Origin of the sequence: Acinetobacter thutiue, from assembly GCF_030385805.1 — a bacterium.
Lineage (GTDB): Bacteria > Pseudomonadota > Gammaproteobacteria > Pseudomonadales > Moraxellaceae > Acinetobacter > Acinetobacter corruptisaponis.
In genome coordinates, this window is the sequence record NZ_JAUDZE010000008.1 from 112174 (window position 1) to 134344 (window position 22171).

The 22171-nt window shown below is 45.6% G+C and carries 22 protein-coding genes; 15 read left to right on the forward strand and 7 right to left on the reverse strand.

Annotated features, from left to right (window positions below; all coding sequences use genetic code 11):
- Positions 1–4 precede the first annotated feature (4 nt).
- Both rlmD and QTA56_RS14590 read left to right on the forward strand, forming a co-directional pair.
- A complete protein-coding gene (rlmD, locus tag QTA56_RS14585) occupies positions 5–1432 on the forward strand; it encodes a 23S rRNA (uracil(1939)-C(5))-methyltransferase RlmD (RefSeq protein WP_267981729.1) in 1428 nt (475 codons plus the stop codon).
- A gap of 31 nt (positions 1433–1463) precedes the next feature.
- On the forward strand, positions 1464–3770 hold the full coding sequence (locus tag QTA56_RS14590; RefSeq protein ID WP_267981730.1) for a RelA/SpoT family protein: 2307 nt from the start codon (positions 1464–1466) through the stop codon (positions 3768–3770).
- 34 nt (positions 3771–3804) lie between these two features.
- On the opposite strand, the gene QTA56_RS14595 is transcribed toward QTA56_RS14590, so the two are convergent.
- The 5 genes from QTA56_RS14595 to QTA56_RS14615 all read right to left on the reverse strand — a co-directional run bounded on the left by QTA56_RS14595 (position 3805) and on the right by QTA56_RS14615 (position 8286).
- Positions 3805–4806 (reverse strand): CsgG/HfaB family protein, encoded by a 1002-nt coding sequence (locus tag QTA56_RS14595; RefSeq protein WP_267981767.1) that lies wholly within the window; start codon positions 4804–4806, stop codon positions 3805–3807.
- 74 nt (positions 4807–4880) lie between these two features.
- The gene (gene lpoB / locus QTA56_RS14600; protein ID WP_267981731.1) at positions 4881–5483 is read right to left on the reverse strand and encodes a penicillin-binding protein activator LpoB; all 603 of its coding nucleotides are present in this window, start codon (positions 5481–5483) and stop codon (positions 4881–4883) included.
- Positions 5484–5511: 28 nt separating this feature from the next.
- Positions 5512–5919 carry a YcfL family putative periplasmic lipoprotein gene (locus QTA56_RS14605; RefSeq protein ID WP_267981732.1) on the reverse strand — a complete coding sequence of 136 codons (408 nt, stop codon included), beginning with the start codon at positions 5917–5919 and terminating at the stop codon, positions 5512–5514.
- Positions 5920–5937: 18 nt separating this feature from the next.
- Positions 5938–7308 carry a COG3014 family protein gene (locus tag QTA56_RS14610; protein ID WP_267981733.1) on the reverse strand — a complete coding sequence of 457 codons (1371 nt, stop codon included), beginning with the start codon at positions 7306–7308 and terminating at the stop codon, positions 5938–5940.
- A 204-nt stretch (positions 7309–7512) separates the two neighbouring features.
- Positions 7513–8286 (reverse strand): SDR family oxidoreductase, encoded by a 774-nt coding sequence (locus tag QTA56_RS14615; protein ID WP_267981734.1) that lies wholly within the window; start codon positions 8284–8286, stop codon positions 7513–7515.
- 102 nt (positions 8287–8388) lie between these two features.
- On the opposite strand from QTA56_RS14615, the gene mazG reads away from it, so the two are divergent.
- From mazG to yjgA, 9 genes are all read left to right on the forward strand, one after another.
- Positions 8389–9195: a nucleoside triphosphate pyrophosphohydrolase gene (gene mazG, locus QTA56_RS14620; RefSeq protein ID WP_267981735.1), complete on the forward strand. Its 807-nt coding sequence runs from the start codon at positions 8389–8391 to the stop codon at positions 9193–9195.
- Complete coding sequence (locus QTA56_RS14625; RefSeq protein WP_267981736.1) at positions 9164–9592, forward strand: ComEA family DNA-binding protein; 429 nt, start codon at positions 9164–9166, stop codon at positions 9590–9592. Before mazG ends, QTA56_RS14625 begins: the two co-directional genes overlap by 32 nt.
- A gap of 139 nt (positions 9593–9731) precedes the next feature.
- On the forward strand, positions 9732–11189 hold the full coding sequence (gene pcnB / locus QTA56_RS14630; RefSeq protein ID WP_267981737.1) for a polynucleotide adenylyltransferase PcnB: 1458 nt from the start codon (positions 9732–9734) through the stop codon (positions 11187–11189).
- Positions 11186–11674 carry a 2-amino-4-hydroxy-6-hydroxymethyldihydropteridine diphosphokinase gene (folK, locus tag QTA56_RS14635; RefSeq protein WP_267981738.1) on the forward strand — a complete coding sequence of 163 codons (489 nt, stop codon included), beginning with the start codon at positions 11186–11188 and terminating at the stop codon, positions 11672–11674. The genes pcnB and folK overlap by 4 nt, the downstream gene beginning before the upstream one ends.
- Before the next feature lie 39 nt (positions 11675–11713).
- Positions 11714–12523 carry a 3-methyl-2-oxobutanoate hydroxymethyltransferase gene (gene panB / locus QTA56_RS14640; protein WP_267981739.1) on the forward strand — a complete coding sequence of 270 codons (810 nt, stop codon included), beginning with the start codon at positions 11714–11716 and terminating at the stop codon, positions 12521–12523.
- Positions 12524–12526: 3 nt separating this feature from the next.
- Complete coding sequence (gene panC, locus QTA56_RS14645) at positions 12527–13372, forward strand: pantoate--beta-alanine ligase (RefSeq protein WP_267981740.1); 846 nt, start codon at positions 12527–12529, stop codon at positions 13370–13372.
- Between the two features lie 27 nt (positions 13373–13399).
- The gene (rapZ, locus tag QTA56_RS14650; RefSeq protein ID WP_267981741.1) at positions 13400–14251 is read left to right on the forward strand and encodes an RNase adapter RapZ; all 852 of its coding nucleotides are present in this window, start codon (positions 13400–13402) and stop codon (positions 14249–14251) included.
- A complete protein-coding gene (locus QTA56_RS14655; protein WP_004678316.1) occupies positions 14248–14517 on the forward strand; it encodes an HPr family phosphocarrier protein in 270 nt (89 codons plus the stop codon). Before rapZ ends, QTA56_RS14655 begins: the two co-directional genes overlap by 4 nt.
- 2 nt (positions 14518–14519) lie before the next feature.
- Complete coding sequence (gene yjgA / locus QTA56_RS14660) at positions 14520–15056, forward strand: ribosome biogenesis factor YjgA (RefSeq protein ID WP_267981742.1); 537 nt, start codon at positions 14520–14522, stop codon at positions 15054–15056.
- 46 nt (positions 15057–15102) lie between these two features.
- On the opposite strand, the gene QTA56_RS14665 is transcribed toward yjgA, so the two are convergent.
- Positions 15103–16746: an acyl-CoA synthetase gene (locus QTA56_RS14665; RefSeq protein WP_267981743.1), complete on the reverse strand. Its 1644-nt coding sequence runs from the start codon at positions 16744–16746 to the stop codon at positions 15103–15105.
- A 272-nt stretch (positions 16747–17018) separates the two neighbouring features.
- Here QTA56_RS14665 and thrS point away from each other — a divergent pair, with 272 nt between their 5' ends.
- The 4 genes from thrS to QTA56_RS14685 all read left to right on the forward strand — a co-directional run bounded on the left by thrS (position 17019) and on the right by QTA56_RS14685 (position 20706).
- Positions 17019–18941 (forward strand): threonine--tRNA ligase, encoded by a 1923-nt coding sequence (thrS, locus tag QTA56_RS14670; RefSeq protein ID WP_267981744.1) that lies wholly within the window; start codon positions 17019–17021, stop codon positions 18939–18941.
- A gap of 5 nt (positions 18942–18946) precedes the next feature.
- A complete protein-coding gene (gene infC / locus QTA56_RS14675; protein ID WP_267981768.1) occupies positions 18947–19498 on the forward strand; it encodes a translation initiation factor IF-3 in 552 nt (183 codons plus the stop codon).
- Between the two features lie 133 nt (positions 19499–19631).
- The gene (locus QTA56_RS14680) at positions 19632–20249 is read left to right on the forward strand and encodes a glutathione S-transferase N-terminal domain-containing protein (protein ID WP_267981745.1); all 618 of its coding nucleotides are present in this window, start codon (positions 19632–19634) and stop codon (positions 20247–20249) included.
- Between the two features lie 31 nt (positions 20250–20280).
- The gene (locus QTA56_RS14685) at positions 20281–20706 is read left to right on the forward strand and encodes a YqaA family protein (protein ID WP_267981746.1); all 426 of its coding nucleotides are present in this window, start codon (positions 20281–20283) and stop codon (positions 20704–20706) included.
- A gap of 53 nt (positions 20707–20759) precedes the next feature.
- Here QTA56_RS14685 and QTA56_RS14690 read toward each other — a convergent pair whose 3' ends face one another.
- Positions 20760–22013: an MFS transporter gene (locus tag QTA56_RS14690; RefSeq protein ID WP_267981747.1), complete on the reverse strand. Its 1254-nt coding sequence runs from the start codon at positions 22011–22013 to the stop codon at positions 20760–20762.
- Between the last annotated feature and the right edge of the window lie 158 nt (positions 22014–22171).

Consider the following 22171-nt stretch of genomic DNA (forward strand, 5'->3'; position numbering starts at 1 on the left):
TCTTTTGAAACATAAAGCAAAACGCCGCCCAGCACAAAACCCTGTCTATACCTTTCAGGTGGAGTCCTTTTCACATGAAGGACGTGGAATTGCGCATTATGGCACGCATCCAGACCATCCCAAGGAAAAGCAGGGCAAGAAAGTGTTTATCCGCTATGCGTTGGTGGGGGAAACTGTACAGGCGAAGATTACCAACCAGACCACACGCCTGGAAGAGGCGGAAATGCTCAGGCTGGAAAGTGATGCCGCCGAGGCGCGAATTGATCCGATCTGTCCACATTTTGGCGTGTGCGGTGGCTGTAGCTTGCAACATATTCACCCTGACCAGCAGGTTTTACTCAAGCAGCAGGTATTGCAGTCGCATTTACAGCATTTTGCAGGATTGCAACCTGAACAGTGGCTGGACCCAATTCGTTCGGTCAAAACCGATTATCGCCGCCGTGCGCGTATAGGGGTGCGTTATCTGCACAGGCAAAATCGTCTGGTGATGGGGTTCCGTGAACACCACAGCAACCATTTGACTGAAATCCAGCACTGCAAGGTGCTGGATCACACCCTGTCAGATGTATTGCCTGAACTGAAGAAACTTCTCGAAAGTCTAACAGGCAAGGCCCATATTGGTCATATAGAATTGGCGATGGGAGATACCGAGGTCGCATTGCTAGTTCGTCATTTAGATGAATTAAATGTGTCGGATGTCAACCAATTACGTCAATTTACGTTACTCAAGGGATGGCAACTGTATTTGCAGCCGAAAGGTGCGGACAGTGTTCATCGTGTCGATGATGTCTATGCGGAGATGCGTCTGCACTACAGCCTAGATGACTTTGCCATCAAATTTGCCTTTTCACCTCTCGACTTTACCCAGGTCAATAGTGGTGTAAATGCGAGAATGATTCAGTTGGCATGTGAATTGCTACAGTTACAGAAAGGGGAAAGGATACTTGACCTGTTTTGTGGGTTGGGCAACTTTTCTCTACCTTTGGCACGCTGTGTCGGTGAGACGGGTCAGGTGGTCGGTGTTGAGGCAAGTGATGAGATGGTGCAACGGGCAACAGAAAATGCGAAAGCAAACCAGTTGGCCCATGCACAGTTCTTTTCACAAGATTTAACAAAAGACTTTTCGCATCATTCTTGGGCAAAACAGGGATTTGATGCATTATTGATTGATCCTCCACGTTCAGGTGCGGTTGAAGTTATGCAATATGTACCTAATTTTGGAGCAAAAAGAATCGTTTATGTTTCATGTAATCCTTCAACACTGGCAAGGGATGCGGGTGTACTGGCACAATATGGCTATCAACTCAAAAAAGCCGCAGTGATGGATATGTTTACACATACTGAACATATTGAATCCATTGCACTATTTGAGAAAACTGAACAGTTTGAAAAGATTGGGCAGCCTGAAAAAATCGAAGAGATAAACGATTAGAAAATGAGTTATTTAGCCAGAGGAGAATGGTATGGTCACAGTACGTGAACAGTTACCTGGACAGCTCCATGAGTTGTCTGAGGAAGCGACTGTAGAACATGCCGCTGAAGCGCAAAGTGGTCTGGTGTCCTGGCTGGATCGGGTGCGTGATATCTTGGATGGGGCAGAGTTAAGGCAACTTCAGCAGGTTGCAGAACTGACCTTGGCAAAAGAGCTGGAAACCACGGTAAACCATCGGACCAATACCTTTAGTACAGGGATTGGCATGGCCGATATTTTAGCGCATCTGCATGTTGATGAAGACACGCTTTCAGCGGCAGTGTTGTACCGCAGTGTGCGTGAGGGCTTAATCACCCTGGAAAATATTCAGCAACAGTTTGGCGAGCAAGTCCATAGCCTGGTCAAGGGCACACTTGCAATGGGTAAACTGTCTGAACTGATTGAAAAAAACAAGCGTTTGGAAGACCATTTCAACAATAACCAGCGTGAACACCTCAGTGGCATTTATAAAATGCTGATCTCGGTGACAGAAGATGTTCGTGTGGTTCTCATCAAGCTGGCGGAACGTACCTATTCTTTACGTGAACTGGCAACCGCAAGCAAGGAACGTCAGGAACGGGTGGCACGGGAAATCCTGACCATTTACTCACCACTGGCACACCGTCTGGGTATTGCGCAGCTCAAGTGGGAACTGGAGGATCTGGCTTTTCGCTATCTGGCACCAGAACGCTATAAGGAAATTGCCGCACTGCTGAATGAAAAGCGTCTGGAGCGGGAACAATATATCCAGTTTGTGATTGATAAGCTTAAGACCGAATTGGCAGAGTATGACATTCAGGCCGAGATTACGGGGCGGGTGAAGCACATTTATTCGATTTATCGAAAAATGAAAAGCAAGAACCTCAGCTTTGACCAGCTCTATGATATTCGTGCCGTGCGTGTGTTGGTGAAGAATGTCCCTGACTGCTACCACGCGCTGGGGATTGTGCATCAAATCTGGCGACACATCCCGAATCAGTTTGATGACTATATTACCAACCCGAAAGCCAATGGCTACCGTTCACTGCATACCGCAGTGATTGCCGAAAACAAGTCACTGGAAGTGCAAATCCGTACTTTTGACATGCATGATGAGGCGGAGCTTGGAGTTTGCTCGCACTTCAACTATAAAGAAGGCGAGAAGAACACTGACCATTCATTCAACCATCGTCTACATTCCCTGCGTGCGGTGCTGGAACACTATCAGGAACGTACTGAAACCACGCCACATACTGAAGATGATGAATCCAATGACATTGATCAGATTCAGGATTTCGAGAATTTTGAAAAGATCTATGTGTTCAGCCGAGATGGTGACATTAAGGAGTTGCCACGTGGTTCAACCGTGCTGGATTTTGCCTACCATGTGCATACCGAGGTGGGGAACAAGTGCTATGCGGCACGCGTTAACCAGCGCTATGTGCCACTCACCTATACCCTAAAAACGGGTGAACAGGTTGAGATTCTCACCAAGAAAGATCGTGAACCAAACCGTGACTGGTTGGTAAACTCTTTAGGTTATATCAAGACTGCCCGTGCCCGTGACAAGTTACGCCATTGGTTTAGACAACAGGATCGCAGCAAGAATATTGAGGTTGGACGTGAGCTACTGACCAAAGAGCTTTCACGTTTGGCAATTCACCCAAAAAGCATTGATTTAAATGATTATTCATCGCATTTTAATGTGAAGTCTGGGGATGATATTCTGGTCGGTCTGGTCAATGGTGACATTAGCCTGCATGCCCTGATTAATCAGGTTAATCGTCAGATGCATCTGGATCAGGATGAACCTGAGCTGGTGTTGAAACCTGCCCTGAATCCACGTGCCAGCCATACCTTGTCTGCACATGGCATCCTGATTGATGGTCTGGACAATGTGGAACTGCATGTTGCCCAGTGTTGCCAGCCTGTGCATGGCGAGTCAATTGGCGGCTATATTACCTTGAACCGTGGGGTCAGTATCCACAAGATTGCCTGCCCTGATTATATCCGTATGACCACACAGGAACCTGAGCGTGCGGTTGAGGCGGACTGGGAAATGCAACCAACCCGTGGCCAGAGTGTGCAGATCGTGGTGGAGGCCTATGATCGTCGTGGCTTGCTCAAGGACCTAACCCAGGTGATTTTCTCAGACCAGATCAATATCCGTCAGGTCAATACCATTTCTGAGGCAGACGGTATCGCCAACATGAAGTTATTGATTGAAGTAAAAGGTTTGGCGCAATTGTCCCGTTTATTGGCGCGTTTGGAACAGCAGCCAGGCATTATCAGTGCCAGACGTTTGGTGCAGGGAAATTAATAAAAAAAGGGGCTGTATTTACAGCCCCTTTTGATCACCAGCGAATAGGTTTTTCGCTTGAGCCTGGTGTTAGGTCGGCATCAGACAACGGTTCTGATGACTCAATCTGATTCGTACCTTGGCTTGAATAATTGACAGGTGTTAAAGATAAGCCATTCAACACTTCATTGGTGATTTGTTGTGCCAGCAGGTCAGATGAAGTGGCAGGCTGTGCGCTGTGAATCAAGTCGCCTAAGGATTGGCGTTGCTGTTGATTCACTGTTCCCGCAGCAGCAACTTTGCCTGTATTGACCTCAATCACTCGCCAGTTCAGACGGATGGCTTGTTGTCCAGCAGGTACGGCACCGTAGAAAGAACGGCCCTGTGTGGTTTTGGCTTCATTGATGCGTCCCACCAAAATATAGTCAGCACCCACTTTCTGTCCAAGACGTGCCATTTCAGCAGGGGCACCATCCCAGCGAAGAAAGGTATTTTCACTTGCCATTTCCTCAATATAGTCTCGACTCACCAAACTCAACTGACGTGAGTTTGCCAGTTGTGTACCAACCAGATCAGCAACTTCAGTGACAAAATCATCGGCATCACTGCCATCGGTGATTTGTGTTTTTGCATAGTTATACTGGAATGGCATCACCGCAATGCGGCGTAAATGCTGGTCAGCGACACTGGACTGGAATTTGCTGACATAGGCACGCACTTTGGCGCGGTAGTTCTTGCCAGAACCAGAAACACTTAACACCTGAAAGCGGTTAATCGCATTAGTGCCCTGCGTTTCAACACTAAACACAGGCGAGGTTTTACCCTGATAGCTCCAGTGGTTGTTGCTGACCACCATGTTCACTTCTTCAGCTAAATCGGTGCGTGAACTGACACTGGTGCCATTTACAGACTGTGCTGCAATCAGCAGGGCTTCCGCAATGGCCTGTTGCTGGGTTGGGCCGCTACCTGTGGCTTCTTTCATGACTTCTTGTAGGGCAGCATTGGCTGAATGAATTGTTGTTAAGCAGAACAGGGCTGCACAAAATAAGGATTTCATCATTTTCTATCATTCTATGTGACCCGATGCCTCAGGAGGTACTGAGCATCGAGTTTATTGTTGTTGTGAATGGTTTATAAACCAAAAGCAGCACGTTTAGCTGACTTGCGAATTTCTTTTTCGCCTGTCCATTCAACAATACCTGTTTTCAGGTTTTGTAATTTGAAAGTGAACTTGTAGTACACATCACTCTTACCGCCTGAGTTTTTTACGATGCTAGATAAGTTGCCATTCAGCATGTATTCAGCGGCAATTTGAGAACCTGTTTTTACTGCTGTGCGTTTGTCAACCATGCCACTTTGCTGTTGATAAGCCAACTGGTCTGCCATTGCGCCCACAGAAGTCATATCAACGAAACGGAATTTTCCAGAATTAATCAGTTTGTTCTGGATGGTATCGGTGATGGATTCAGTATCAATATGCTCTTGTGTTTTGTTTTTGATACGGTCAACAAACAGTACTGGACGGCGGGCCTGGGTCATTTCAATCACAGGTGGAAACGCCAGCATGTCATCAACCATCTTGGCTGCGATTTGTTGAAGGTCGGTTGAACCAAAATCCTTGGTTAAGGTCTCAGTTGCCTGCGCATCGCCATAAGATACAGACTGGGAGGCACAGCCACTGAACAATGCCATGGTGCCAATTGTGGTTGCTAAAGCCAAAGTACGGAATTTCATGTCTTACCCCTTGTAAATAAGCTGTTGATTAGTCTTTTTTCATGTAAATAAGTACGTCTACACCACGTGGGTTTGGTGCGACAGACTGAACGGTTTTAACCTCACGTCCCTGTAATGTAATCGGTTTCCAGGTTGCACCCTCTGGATTGATTTCAGTGCCATCGGCATCAAACCAAACAATCTTGTATTCAAATGACTGTGCATAGAACCAACCATTTTTTAAGGCCAGTGACGCTTTTTTAATATCTCCAAGCGTGGTCATGTTGACACGGTTGACCCCAATGCGTGTTGCCAGTATCGGGTTGCTGGTCATTGTTCTGACATTGCTTGCACCCGTTGTAGGGTCTGTTTGTGTACGCATGGCATTTGGTGCTGTACATGCGGTGAGCCCAAGGGCAGAGCCACACAGGATTATAGGTAAAAGCAGTTTTTTCATAATGTTTTACTCAAGTCATTATTTTGCAATGCTGAAACTATCAGCAACGATTTGTTGGTTGGTTTCAATACCACGGATAAAAGTGGTCTGGTTTGGTTTTACTTCAATATTGATGCTTTGATTTGCGTAGTTGTTTTTAAGCTGGATGGTATGGCTACCAGCAGGAAGTGAGAGGCGGGTGACCTGTGCATTGCTTGGCAAGGTGTTCCATGCACGTACATCCGCTTTTTCAGTGGCTGTGTTATACACGTTACCCGCAAGTTGGCCCAATACTCCTAAACGATTGCCCAGTTCTTTTTGCACTGCATACTTGGCGGTTGAACGCGCAATCTGGGTGGTGAGGTTGGCTGCAATATTTTCCTTAAGGGTTTTTACCGCCAAGGCACCAATATCGGTGAGTAATGCGGTATTTGCCACAGTCTTGCCATTCACTGACACATCAATTTGGCTTGGTGCAACATAGGTTGTTGGGTCATAGCTGGCAAATGAGACATTGACCAAGCCATTTGTGGTTGGAATCGCGAGGGTAGAGGAAATCTTTTGTGGAACGAGGCCCTGTTCCAGAAAAATAATCACAGGGTATTGCGCACTGGCTTTGCCTGTCGTTGTGTCCAGACGTTTCACGTCATTCTTGATAAAATCATTTGGCTGTAATTCATAGGCTTTCTTATAGTCCACCAGCGCGTCATTTTTTTCACCCAGTGCTTCCCATAAGGTTGCTGCCATATAGAAAGCATAGGCATTCTGGTAGGTATTCTTCACTTTACCCGCGATGGTGTCTAGACCTGCCAATGCTTCGTCATATTCTGCTGGAGGAGCATCATTCTCCTGTGCCTTTGCAGCGGCTTTTTCTGCTTCCTTGCTATGGGCCAGTTCAATTTCACGCTGAATACGCTGGGCCACGCGCATTTCCACACTGGCACCCTCGGTATTGTTTAGAGCCAGATAATTGATCGCCTGATAAACATGCGCCAATACCTGCTCATATTCTGGGATTTTGTAAGGAGAAACACTATCATTGGTTACAAGGGAAAGAGCCTTGAAACCCAGTTTGGATGCGCTGATGATGGCCTTGTTATTCTGTTCGTCCAATAAGGCAAATGCGTTTTCAAAGGTTTGCTTACTGGCTTCATATTGTTGGTTGGCCTGTTCTAAACGGGCTTTTTCCAGTAGATATAATGCAGCGTCATTACTTTTGGCTTTTTTCTGAAATAATTCCTGTGTTGAGGTATCAAGGGGTTGGGTCAGCGATGAGCGAAAACTTTGCGCTGTATCGGTATAACTATCAAATAAACCAGCCTGCGTTTGAGTGGTTAATGTAAGGCTGGAGAAACTTAAACAACCCATGATGAATAACGAAACTCTTGATTTCGCCAATGAAGATGACATGTAAAACCCCTTTTACAAAAAAACACAATCTATATAAAATTTTTCGCAAATATACAAAATGTTTTAATTTTTTAACAGATGTTAACATGGTTATTTAATTGGCATTCAATTTAAAAATAATTTTAATCTATATAAGTTTTTGAAAGATATTATTTAATTGGATTCATCCAAATTGAATATTTGGATGAATGACTTCATTTGAATTTACCTTTTTGATAAAAAGATATTGGTAAGTCGATTTAAAAACTGGGGACTGATACTGGAAAGCTGGTACATCAGTTTGGTTTTTATCCCTACTGGCGTATGGGTTGGAATCAGGGCGTGATCCTTTTGCTGAGCCAAATGCAGCACCTGTTTTGCCACATCGGCAGGGGTTAAGTCCACCCCAATATTTTGAATACTGCCCGCATCCATATTCTTGACCATATTGGTCTGTACAAATAACGGCATGACATCAAGTACACGGATATTATATTTCTGCCATTCCACATCCAGTGCTTCGGTTAAACCACGTACAGCAAACTTGCTGGCGGAGTAGGAGGCTAAATCAGCCTGACCATAAATCGCTGAGGCTGAGGAGAGATTAATCACTCGAGCAAAACTGGATTTTTGTAGATGCGCCAATGCGGCATGACAGCCATTTAAAACCCCTTTGACATTAATATCCATCGTACGGTGATGGGATTGAATCGGGGTATTTTCAAAAGCGCCAGAATATAGAATTCCCGCATTATTCACTAAAATATTCAGCTCACCTGCCCAGTTTTTAAACTCCTGTAGTGCCATTTGCCACTGGCGATAATTGCTGACATCCAGATAGCCCGCTTTGGCATTGTCGCCCAGTTCTTTTGCCAGAGCATTTGCCTGTTCCTCATTAATATCGTATATGCCAACTTTATAGCCATTGTTGTGAAATAAACGCGCAATTTCAGCACCAATTCCCTGTGCAGCCCCACTGATAAAAACACTCTGTTGCATTGCTTTCCCTTGCTTTATCTTGATATTTTTTGAATCCGTGTATATTACGCATAAGCAGTTTGCTGCTGCAACAATTTCGCTGTACCTAGTTTGGAGATCATCATGGAAAAGTTATTGGCAATCATGCAGGAATTAAGACAAAAATGTCCATGGGATCAGCAACAAACACCTGAAAGCCTGACCCGTTATGCAATTGAGGAAGCCTATGAAGTGGAGGCGGCCATTCGGGAGGGTGATGTAGATGAAATCCGCAATGAGTTGGGTGACCTATTGCTACAGGTGGTGTTCCAGTCGCAAATGTACAGTGAGCAGGGTGCATTTAATTTTCATGATGTGGTCGATACGATTGGTGAAAAACTGATCCGCCGTCATCCGCACGTGTTTCAGTCGGAACACTATCAAAACCTAAACCCTGAGCAGGTCAGCGAATTATGGAAACAGATCAAGCAGCAGGAAAAGCAGGGCAAACCACAGTCACGTCTGGATGAGGTCAAGCATGCACCTGCCTTGGTACAGGCACATGAGATTCAGAACAAAGCGGCCCAGCTTGGATTCGATTTTGAAACGGTAAAAGATGCCTATGCAAAGCTGGATGAAGAACTGGAAGAATTACAGGAGGCGATTGCAACGCAGGAAGTTGATAAAATACAAGAAGAATTTGGCGACTGTCTATTTTCTTTAATCAATGTAGGACGTAAACTTGGGCTGTCGAGTGAGACCGCCTTGTTGGCGACGATTCACAAATTTAGAAGCCGCTTTGCTTTTATTGAACAACAGGCACAACGACAACACAAAGACTTGCAGGAAATGAGTTTGGCAGAAATGGATGAACTTTGGGAGCAAGCAAAACGACAATTAAAACTTGAGGGGAAAACCAATGACCTTGCCACATCCGTGCAGCAAATATAACGCTGTTTTATTGATTCTTTTATGTCTGGGGTGCATTTCTCATCTGCATGCGCAGCAGTTTGACCAGTCTTATGACCAATGGAAAGCCCAGCAGCAGGTACGTGATCAGCAATTGGCGAAGCAGTCCAACAACAATTATTATTTATCACGTCCAACACAGCAGCCCAGTTCAAAGCCAGTTTCATCTTCTGTAAATCATCAGGGCGATAAAATTAGCTTAAATCAGGCGAATGTACAGCAGTTACAGACCCTAAATGGCGTAGGCGAGAAAAAGGCTCAGGCCATTGTGGAATATCGCAAAAAGAATGGCGGATTTAAAACCGTAGATGAATTGGTGAATGTGAAAGGGATTGGGCCAAAGTTGCTGGAAAAAAACAAGGCACGGCTGATGCTTTAAGGGAAATTCTGAAATGGTGTCGCTAATAAAGAGGCATGATCTGTTGAAACTTCAACAGAATAAATTGCCCTTTGTGTGGGTTGGAGCTATGATTAGCGACAAATTGTTATTTACGTCCTGACGTAGGAGACACTGTCTTTTGCAAACCTTGCGCGCGTCAAAATGTGGTCTGTCCACAGCTCAACTTCCTTCCTCAATTCTCGATGTGATTGATAGCCTGAACAAAGCTGGCTATGAGGCATATATTGTGGGTGGCGGTGTTCGCGATATGATGTTAGGTCTTAATCCAAAGGATTTTGACGCAGTCACCAATGCCACCCCAGCTCAGGTGAAAGAAGTTTTTGGGCGACGTTGCCGAATTATTGGACGGCGTTTTGAGTTGGCGCATGTCTACTCAGGCCGTGAGCTGATTGAGGTGGCGACTTTCCGTGCACCTCCGAAAAAGGCAGTCACCAGTGCATCTGGAATGATTCTTCGTGACAATAACTGGGGAACGATTGAGCAGGATTTTGCTCGTCGAGATTTTTCGATCAATACCCTGTATTACCAGCCCCGTAAAGGCATCGTACTTGATTTTTGCCATGCGGTTGATGATATTAAAACCCGTACCCTACGTTTTCTGGGGGAGCCTGCCCAGCGCTTTGAGGAAGATCCTGTACGCATGCTGCGGGCCCTACGTTTTGCCGCAAAACTGAATTTCCAGATTGACCAATCCATTCTTGATGTTTTCAGTGTTGAGATGACGCAGTTGCTGCGGGATGTCTCTCCGCACCGTTTATATGACGAGTCACAAAAACTGTTTACCATGGGGCACCTGACCCAGGTTTTACCAATGCTGATTGAGTTTGGTGTCTGGAAACAGTTGTTTGCTGAAATTCCACCAAACCTTACTGCCTTTATTGAGCGTGCGGCCAAAAATACTGACCAACGGATTCAAATTGGCAAGACCATCAATCCCGCTTTTTTCTATGCGGTGTTGTTATGGAAACCATTTTTAGAGCGCTGTGATTTTTATCTAAATAAAGGCGTGGTGCCAGCAGAGGCCCGCGCACAGGCTGGGCTTGATGTGCTGAAACGTCAGGCAACCCGTACCATCATTCCGCGTTTTGCTGAAACCTTTATTCGTGAAGTATGGGAAATGCAAACCCGTTTGCTTAATCCAAAACCACAGCAGATCGAAGCCTTGGCTGGACATGCGCGTTTCCGTGCAGGCTTTGACTTCCTGCTGCTGCGTGAAAAATCGGGTGATAGCAGTACCGAGGGCATGGGCATGTGGTGGGAATCCTATCAGGAAATGACCACTGACCAAAAAGAAATCGCGATTCGCCAGTATAACCGCCAACGCAGTAAAAGCCGTCGCAAGGCCACTGAGGTTGTTGATGAGCCCAAAGTGACAGAAATTGAGCCTTTGGTCAATGTGTCTGAGCCAAGAAGTCGTCGTGGCAGAAAAGAACGTGTCAGGTCGGATGAGTCCACTCCTCGTTTTATGGAAAAGGCTTCAGGTGATTCCAGCCAGGTTGGCGCTGATCATCCAATTCTCAAGCGCAAACGGGTAAAACGTGATTTAAGCCAAGTGGTTTTTGGGCCAACGCAATGACCATTCGTACCTATATTGGGTTAGGAAGTAACCTAGGCGACTCGCAGCAGATTTTGCGTGAAGCGGTTGCCAGGTTGACAGGTTTGGGGCCAGTTCAGGTTTCCCGACTTTATCAAAGCCCACCGATGGGTCCACAGGATCAGCCCAATTATTTAAATGCGGTTGTGCAACTGGATACAGCACTTGAGCCTTTAGCCTTACTGGATCAACTACAACAGTTTGAGCAAGAGGCGGGGCGAGTCCGTTTGCGACGCTGGGGGGAACGCACTCTTGACCTGGATTTGCTGATCTATGGTCAGCAGCAGATTCAAGATGAGCGTTTAACCGTACCGCATATCGGTATTTTAGATCGTGATTTTGTGGTTATTCCCTTGTTGGACCTCGATGCCCATTTACAGTTAAATGGCCATCCATTAAAAGATTTAGAACTGGTGCAGCAAGCAAGCTTGACTGTAATCGCAGACCAGTCTTGGGCAAACGCTTAAGACTGTTTCGTTCTGGAAACGCCTGTAGAGGACATCATCATGATTAGTCTAAGTGACTTAAGAAAGTTTAAAGCCGAGGGACGCAAGTTCTCATGCCTCACCTGCTACGATGCAAGTATGGCGAAAGCGATGGAATTGGCTGAAATTGATACGATTTTAATCGGTGATTCTCTGGGAATGGCGATTCAGGGCCGAGACTCCACACTTCCCGTGACGGTTGAAGACATGGCCTACCATACAGCGGCTGTGCGTCGTGGTAATTCACATGCATTGATCATGACAGACCTGCCGTTTATGAGCTATGCAACGCTGGAAGATGGCCTGAAAAGTGCCAAGGCGGTGATGCAGGTTGGCGCACAAATGGTCAAGATCGAGGGTGGCGCATGGTTAGGTGAGCTGGTGCAGGTGTTGACCCGTAATGGAATCCCTGTCTGTGTGCATTTGGGTCTAACACCTCAATCAGTGCATGTGTTTGGTGGCTATAAACTGCAAGCCAGAACACGTGAAGCTGCGGATCAACTGATTGCAGACTGTCAGGCAGTGGTGGATGCTGGTGCTGCTGTTTTATTACTTGAATGTGTTCCCGCACAACTCGGCAAGGAAATTGCTGAGTTATTTCCAAATACTCCTGTGATTGGGATTGGCGCGGGCAATGAAACCGATGGTCAGGTATTGGTGGTACAGGACATGCTTGGTTTAACCTTTGGACGTGTTGCACGATTTGTGCGTAACTTTATGAAAGAACAGTCTGGTGAAACCGCAATTCTGGATGCCTTTAAGGCCTATCATGCCGCTGTTCAGGACCAGTCTTTCCCTGCAAAAGAACATACTTTTCAAGTTGAGCTGTAATCCATGAAAACAGAAACAACCATACAAGGCTTGACCGCATCACTTGCTCCTGCGCGCAGCACAAAAAAACTGATTGGTTTTGTACCGACCATGGGCAACCTGCATGAAGGTCACCTGACCTTGGTGCGCGCCGCAAAGAAAATCTGTGATGTGGTGGTGGTCAGCATCTTTGTCAATCCGATCCAGTTTGGCGCAGGTGAAGACTTTGACAGCTATCCACGTACCCTGGAGCAGGATAGCCGTTTACTGGCGGATGTGGGTTGCGACATCATTTTCGCACCCTCTGTAGAGCAGATGTATGGCACGCAGCCACGCTTGACCAATATCAGTGTCGGTCAGATTACCGATGACCTGTGTGGCAAGTCACGTCCTGGCCATTTTGACGGTGTGGCGGTTGTGGTGACCAAGCTGTTCAACATCGTACAGCCTGATTTCGCGTTCTTTGGGCAAAAGGACTACCAGCAGCTGGCGGTTATTCGCCAGTTGGTGCAGGACCTGAACATGCCACTGGAAGTGATTGGTGTGCCAATTGTCCGTGCTGAAGATGGCTTGGCCTTAAGTTCCCGCAACGGTTATTTGTCTGAACAGCAACGCGCCATTGCACCCACGATTTACCAACTGCTCAAGCAAGCCGAACAGCAACTGCATGAGGGGCAGGTACTTGCGCAGGTATTGGAAAGTATCTCCAACCAATTGACACAGGCAGGCTTTGTTGTCGATTATGTGGAGGCCCGTCAAACAAATTTACAGCCAATTGAGCAATTTGATCGAAACGTGGTTTTATTTGTTGCGGCAAAACTGGGTACAACACGTTTGATTGATAACCTACAGGTCGACTTTAAGACTTAAAACTAGAAAATAAAAAGGGTAAACGCCATGAAGCGTATTCTTATCGTGACAGGACAATCAGGCTCAGGAAAATCCTCTGCATTACAGGTGCTTGAAGACTTGGGCTATTACTGTATAGATAACCTGCCTTTGGCGTTGTTGCCTGAAATTGTGTCAAAACTGGATCATGAGAATAATCTTGAGCAGTTGGCTCTGGGCGTTGATATCCGTAGCACCCGTGCCGATATGCAGGAGTTTGACCATGTTTTTGAACAATTGCAAAAACATGGTACGGTCGATATCATTTACCTGACCACCCAGGATCAGGATCTGGTTTCCCGCTTTAGCGCCTCACGTAGGCCGCATCCGTTGGCAAACCGTTTTAACAGCCTGTTGCAGTGCATACAGGAAGAAAAACAGCTTCTGATTCCGATCCAGTTCCGTTCCACCGTCCATATTGATACCACAGATAAAAGTGTCCATGATTTAAAGCATATCCTGCTGTCCAAACTGGGTCAGTCGGACAAGTTGATCGTGATACTGCAATCATTTGGCTATAAGCATGGCATTCCGCTGGATGCGGATTATGTGTTTGATGTACGTCATCTACCTAATCCACACTGGGATTTGGAACTGCGCCGTTTTTCAGGTTTGGATGAACCTGTGCGTCGCTTTTTAGAGGGTAGTCAGCAAACCAACGAGATGTTTGAGGATATCTATTGCTTTCTGGAAAAGTGGTTGCCCGCTTTCGCAGAGGGGCATCGCCATTACATGACCATTTCAGTGGGATGTACGGGTGGGCAGCACCGTTCGGTTTATATTGTGGATAGACTCAAGCAGGCCCTTGAGGCAAAATGGACTGTCCAAATCTTACATAGAGAAATGAAGCACTGGTCATGATAGACACAACAATTGATGTAATTAATAAACTCGGCTTACACGCGCGTGCATCTGGTAAACTGATTGAGGTGACCACCAGGTTTCGTTCCTCCATTCAAATTGGCAAGGGCGACAAGCTGGTTGATGCAAAGAATATTATGTCATTGTTGATGTTGGGTGCGGGTAAGGGCACCACACTGAGACTGGTGATTGACGGTGCCGATGAAGACAAGGCACTGGAAGAAATTCAAACGCTGTTCGCAGCAAAATTTTACGAGGCAGAGTAATAGTGGCACGTGGACCCCAGCGTTATACCGATGAAGATTTTGAGTCATTAGAAGGGCGTGCGAGTCGAACCGAGCAAAAAAAGGCGGTTCAGCGTATGGCAGCCTTAGGTGAGCAACTGGCTCAACTCAATCCAAAGCAGATTCAAAAGCTTCCTGTCGATGAGCGCTTAATAGATGCCTTGCTTGAAGTGCAGAAGATCAGCTCATTCGAGGCACGTCGTCGCCAGTTCCAGCGTGTGGGCAAGTTACTTCGCAATGAGGATGAAAGCACCATTTTATCCTATTTAACGCCGCAGCAGGGCGCGAAGAAACAAATGCAGCTGATGCGTTGGGTAGACCGAATGATTGACCAGGGTGATCCAATTATTAACGAGTTCAGCAAGGTGTTTAATGCCTCTGAACGTCATACCTTGCGCCAGCATGTACTGCGTATCCATCGGGATATCAAGCAGCAGGTCAGTGAGGAGGAGCGTGAAGCCTCTAAACGCAAATTTGTCAACTATGTACAGCAAGTGGCCTTGTTATCAGATCAGGGTTAAAGCTCCAAAAGAAGTTTCGAAAGAAACTTCTTTTGCTTTTAGGGCGTTAATTTCCAAAATCTCCCGTTGCACGTTGTTTCGCCCATTCCCTTAAAATAAATTTCTGTAGTTTCCCCGTCGATGTTTTGGGAATGTCGGTAATCACCACATCCTTGGGTACTTTAAAGCGGGCCAGTTCTTTCTGGCAATGGGCAATGATTTCATCAGTCGATGCGGATGCACCCTGTTTTAATTCAATAAAGGCACACGGCACCTCCTGCCAGCGTTGATCTGGTTTTGCCACAACCGCTGCGGTGAGTACGGCAGGATGGCGATAGAGCACATCTTCCACCTCTAGGGAGGAAATGTTCTCGCCACCTGAGATAATAATATCCTTGGAGCGGTCAGTAATCTTGGCATAGCCGTCAGGATGGCAAACCGCCAAATCTCCTGTATGGAACCACCCACCCTTAAATGCCTCCTCGGTTGCCTTTGGATTCTTTAAGTAGCCTTTCATGACGATGTTGCCACGGAACATGATTTCGCCCATGGTCTGTCCATCATTCGGTACAGGCTGCATAGTATCAGGGTCGAGTACACGCATACTGTCTTGCAATGGGTATGGTACGCCTTGGCGAGAATGAAGCTGCGCTTGCTCCTGAATAGATAAATCACTCCAGCCAGCCTGTGATGCACATAGTGCTGATGGGCCGTAGGTTTCGGTCAAGCCATAAACATGGTTGACGTTGATGCCGATATGACGCATGCCCTCAATAATCGCAACAGGCGGAGCCGCACCAGCCACCATCACTTCGACATGATGCTCAAAAGCGACTTTTTGCTGTTGAGGGGCATTGATCAGCATGGATAACACAATCGGCGCACCACAGAAATAATCAACCTTATACTCAGCGATATATTTAAAGATCAATGCAGGATCAACCCTGCGTAAACAAATGTTGGTGCCACCACTTGCGGCAATTGACCAGGCAAAACACCAGCCATTACAGTGGAACAATGGCAATGTCCACAGATACACCGCGCGGGGCTTCATCCCACAGGCCAGAATATTGCTGGCTGCATTCAGGTAGGCCCCACGATGATGGTAGACCACGCCTTTCGGATTACCTGTTGTACCAGAGGTATAGTTGAGGCTAATCGCATCCCATTCATCCTGTGGGAGTAACCATTCAAAATCGGGGTTGCCCTGTGCCAGCCACGACTCATATTCATATTGGCCGATTGCAACCTGTTCACCCTCAAACTCATGGTCAAAAACATCAATCACAATAATATTTTGTGGCACAAGGGCAAGTGCTTCCTCGGCAACCTGTCGGAACTCTGGATCAACCAAAAGCACCTTTGCCTCGGCATGTTCCAGCATAAAGGCAATGGTTTTGGCATCAAGGCGGGTATTCAGTGTGTTCAGTACCGCGCCTGCCATTGGCACAGCAAAATGTGCCTCAATCATGGCAGGGACATTTGGCAACAACACCGAAACGGTATCGTTCTTTTGAATTCCCAACAGGGTTAACTGATGCGCAAACTGGCGGCAACGCTGATAGGTCTGTTGCCATGTAATTTGACGTTCACCATGAATAATGGCTGCCTGATTTGGGTAAATGTAGGCGGCACGCTCCAGGTAGCGCAACGGTGATAAGGCAACAAAATTTGCTGGTGTTCGTGGTAACTCATCATATGCACTGACCATGTGTACTGCTCCATTGCTGTTCTTGTCATGTTTTTTATATCCACACCAACATAGTGTTTCGCCCAGTCTAATTCATTTAGGCTTTAGTATGAGACGATTCCTTGATTGTTCCTGTATTTTTCTGATTCAAAGGTTTCATCCGCATCTAAACCTGTGTAAAATCTTGGATACTTTTTTATCCGCCGTTTTTTATCTTTTGAGGTCCGCCTCAATACATAATCTCGCGGTGATATGCTCCATTGTGCGGGGCATCACTCCTTAAGGATTTTATTATGCCAATCATTACTTTACCAAATGGTGATCAGAAACAGTTTGATCATCCGATTTCCGTGATGGAACTTGCTCAAAGCATTGGTCCAGGCCTTGCAAAAAATACCGTTGCGGGACGTATCAATGATCGTTTGGTGGATGCCTGTGACTTAATCACAGAAGATGCAACAGTTCAAATTATTACCCCGAAAGATGAAGATGGTCTAGATATCATTCGTCACTCATGTGCGCACCTTGTAGGACATGCGGTCAAGCAATTGTTTCCAGAGGCGAAAATGGTGATCGGTCCTGTGATCGAGGAAGGGTTCTACTACGACATCTGGATGCCACGTCCATTCACACTGGATGATATGGCGGCGATCGAAGAGCGTATGAAACAGCTCATTGATCAGGATTATGATGTCATTAAAAAGATGACGCCACGTGATGAGGTCATTGCTGAATTTACTGAACGTGGTGAAGAATACAAGTTACGCCTGATTGCAGACATGCCGAATGAAACACAAATGGGCCTGTACTACCATCAGGATTATCTGGATATGTGCCGTGGTCCGCACGTACCCAACACCAAATTCTTAAAATCATTCAAACTCACTAAAATCTCTGGTGCTTACTGGCGTGGTGATGCGAAGAATGAACAGCTACAACGTATTTATGGAACAGCTTGGGCGGACAAAAAGCAGCTAGCTGCCTATATCAAACGTATTGAAGAAGCTGAAAAGCGTGACCACCGTAAAATTGGCAAGGCTTTAGACCTGTTCCACATGCAGGAAGAAGCGCCAGGTATGGTGTTCTGGCACCCAAATGGCTGGACCATTTATCAGGTACTTGAACAGTACATGCGTAAAGTTCAGCAGGATAATGGCTATCAGGAAATCAAGACACCACAAATTGTCGACCTGATTCTATGGGAAAAATCGGGACATGCTGCAAATTATGCAGAAAACATGTTTACCACCCATTCGGAAAACCGCCATTATGCGGTGAAGCCAATGAACTGCCCTTGCCATGTACAGGTCTTTAATCAGGGCTTAAAATCATACCGTGAGTTGCCATTACGTTTAGCTGAGTTTGGTTCTTGTCACCGCAATGAGCCATCGGGTTCATTACATGGCATTATGCGTGTACGTGGCTTTACCCAGGATGATGCACATATTTTCTGTACCAAGGACCAGATTGCGCAGGAAGTTTCAGACTTTATTCAACTGACTTTGGCAGTATATAAAGACTTTGGTTTTGAAGACATTCAAATGAAGTTGTCTACACGTCCAGAAAAGCGCGTGGGCAGTGAGGAAATGTGGGATACTGCGGAAAAGGCCTTGGCAGATGCCCTGGATGCCGCAGGTCTACCGTGGGAGTTGCAACCTGGTGAGGGTGCATTCTATGGTCCGAAAATTGAATTTTCACTGAAAGACTGTTTAGGTCGTGTATGGCAATGCGGTACAATTCAATGTGACCCGAATATGCCAGAACGCCTTGAGGCGACTTTCGTGACTGAGGACAATGACCGTGATCATCCAGTCATGCTCCATCGCGCAATTCTTGGCAGTTTTGAGCGTTTTATTGGTATACTAATTGAACACTATGCGGGTTTCATGCCACCTTGGCTTGCACCTGTTCAGGCCTGTGTGATGAACATTACCGATTCACAGGCTGAGGCATGTGAGCAGGTGGTCGCAAAACTCAAGCAAAATGGGCTTCGTGCCATTTCCGACTTGAGAAATGAAAAAATCGGATTTAAGATTCGTGAGCGTACCCTGGAGCGTATTCCTTACCTCTTGGTTCTCGGTGATCGGGAAGTGGAAGAGGGAACGGTGAATGTGCGTACCCGCTCAGGAAAAAATTTAGGTACTATGTCAGTAGATGCATTTATTGACTTGGTGAAATCTGCCGTCGCCGAACGCGGCCGGTACATTGTGGAGTAATAAAGATTAAACAGCCTGACCGTAACCAACAACAAGGTGCTAAAAGTAACCGTCCTGCGATTAATGACGAGATTCGTGCAAAAGAAGTACGTCTCGTTGCCGCAGATGGAGAACAAAAGGGAGTCGTTTCATTAAGTGAAGCGTTGCGTGCTGCTGAGGAAGCCGATCTTGACCTGGTTGAGATTGTTGCGAACGCAGAACCACCTGTTTGTAAAATCATGGATTACAACAAGCACTTATTTGACTTGAAGCAAAAGCAAAAAGATGCGAAGAAAAAACAGCATCAAGTGCAAGTGAAAGAAATCAAGTTACGTCCTGCAACGGATGTCGGTGATTATCAGGTAAAATTGCGTGCAATTTTACGTTTCCTTGAAGAAGGAAATAAGGTGAAAATTACCTTGCGTTTCCGTGGTCGTGAAATGGCACACCAACAGCTTGGTTTGGCCCAGTTACAGAAAATTGAGGCTGATGTTGCTGAGTTCGGTGTGGTTGAACAACCTCCAAAAATGGAAGGTCGTCAAATGGGCATGTTACTTGGTCCGAAAAAGAAAAAGTAATTTTTCTTGAGAAAAAGCACCGCAATATGCGGTGCTTTTTTATTGTTTCTTTTCGTGCCTGACTGCTGATCAATAACCAGGAAACATGCTATAACGCAACAACAATCAAGATAACGATGAATAGGTAATATAAATGATTGACTTGTATTATTGGGGTACTCCAAATGGGCATAAAATCACAATTGCCCTGGAAGAAATGGGACTTGAATATACAATCTATTCGATCAATATTATGGAAAGTGATCAGTTTCAGCCAGACTTCCTAAAGATTTCCCCTAATAATAAAATTCCAGCAATTGTTGACCAGAATGGCCCGCGAAATGCGCCAATCTCGGTATTTGAGTCTGGCGCAATCCTACAGTATCTGGGCCGAAAGACAGGTTTGTTCTACCCAACAGATGAGCAGGAAAGGGTTGAGGTTGAACAATGGCTGATGTGGCAAATGGGAGGCTTTGGTCCGATGCTTGGGCAAAATCACCATTTTAACAAATTTGCGCCAGAACGTATCCCTTATGCAATTGATCGCTATGTCAATGAAACCAAGCGTTTGTATGGCGTGTTAAACAAGCAGTTGATTGGCCAGAAATTTGTTGCAGGTGAATATTCAATTGCAGATATGGCAATTTTGCCTTGGGCATTGCGCCATGAATGGCAAGGGATTCAACTGGAAGATTATCCTTATGTTCAGGACTATATCGAGCGCTTAGTTGCTCGACCTGCAATACAGAAAGCATTGTCGATCAAAGTGTAATTTCCTCGAATATCAATATAGTTTAGGCCTTATGAGTTATTGGTTGTTATTTATCTCTGCTTTTGGGGCTGCCACTTTACTACCCTTACAGTCCGAAGCGGTGCTTATGACACTGCTTGTACAGGGACTGTCCAACCCTTTCTATCTTTTACTTGTGGCAACACTTGGCAATGTACTGGGTTCATGTGTGAACTGGTGGATGGGACTGAAAATTGAGCATTTCAAGAATAAAAAATGGTTTCCTGTTTCAGAAAAACGTTTAGAGCAGGCACAACAAATTTATCATCAATATGGTTTCTATTCTTTATTATTGAGCTGGACTCCAATCATTGGTGACCCCATTACCCTGATTGCGGGTTTAATGAAAGAAAGCTTTTGGCGATTTTTATTGATTGTGACTATTGCAAAAGGTGGACGTTATCTCACTTTATATATTTTATATCTGGGTGTTTTTTAAGCCTTAAAGGGAAAGATATTTATCCCTTTCCCTCTAGAGCCTATAGCTTGGGTTCAGTGGTCAGAACCTTTAGTAATATCGACTTTGAACAGATCATTGGTTTTAAACCAGCAATAAGTGACTACAGCAAGTGTCATACATCCACCCAAGATTGTTGCGGTGATGGTTCCTAAATATTTTGCTGCTAAACCAGATTCAAAAGCACCGAGTTCATTGCTTGAAGAAACAAACATGCCATTTACCGCAGCGACACGACCACGCATGTTTTCTGGTGGGAAAATTTGCAATACAGTTTGACGAACAACAACCGAAATACTATCACAGGCACCTGTCATCGCGAGAGCAAACAGGGATAGCCACATATTGTTTGAGAATGCGAATAGAATCGTAAACACGCCAAAGCCAGCAACAGCTAGTAGCATGTTACGCCAAGCATGATGCATGGGTGGGAATTTGGTGAGTACAATCATGGTGACGAGTGCACCAATTGAGGGTGCTGCCCTTAAATAGCCCAAGCCCTCTGGACCCACTTTCAGGATTTCTTCGGCAAAGATCGGCAGTAGGGCAATCACACCACCAAATAATACCGAAACCAGATCAAGTGAAATTGCCCACAACACAATCTTGGTTTTCCAGATAAAACGGAAACCATCCGTCAGGCTTTGCAGCACATTCTCAGTTTCCATTTTGGGGAAACTACGTTTTTGCAACAACGTAATAAGTATAAAGCAGGTGGCTAATAATGCTGTGACTGCAAAGAAGCTGGTTTCACGCCCAAGAAAGGCCAGCATAAAGCCACCCAGCATTGGGCCAATAATGACACCACTTTGCCAGCCAATCGTGGTCCATGTCGCACCATTGGCATACAGTTCGCGTGGAATCAGGAATGGCTTTAATGACGTGGCGGAGGGATTATAGAAACCACGAATGGTTCCTAGGGCAAAAATGACTGCATAAATTCCCCAAGACAATGTTGTAATGCCAATTTTCTCTAAACCATGTAAATGGAAAAGTCCCCAAAGAACCAAAGGGAGAGGAATCGCAAAGAATAAACATACTTTCATGATGGTCTGTTTATTCAGCTTATCTGCAAAATAACCGCCCCATAAAGACAGGGTAATAAATGGAATTGCTTCTGCAAGTCCAATAAAACCAAGTGTCAGTGGGTCACGGGTAATCTGGTAAAGCGAATAGGCAACAATGATTTCCTGTATCAGGATTGCCAGCGTCAGGCAAAACTGGTTAATGGTGACAATGGAGAAATCCCGATACCTTAATGCCGCAAATGCATCATTCTGTATATTCATATTAATTGGAGGGTGAGAATTTGCATATATTATAAGCGCTGGTTTTGTGGATGTTTCTCATAATTTGAGAATTAATTATGGGAAATAACGTTTGGAGAAAAAGGATAAGGTATTATCAAAAAATGAGCATTTTGCTTTTGTTTTATGCGCAGATGCTA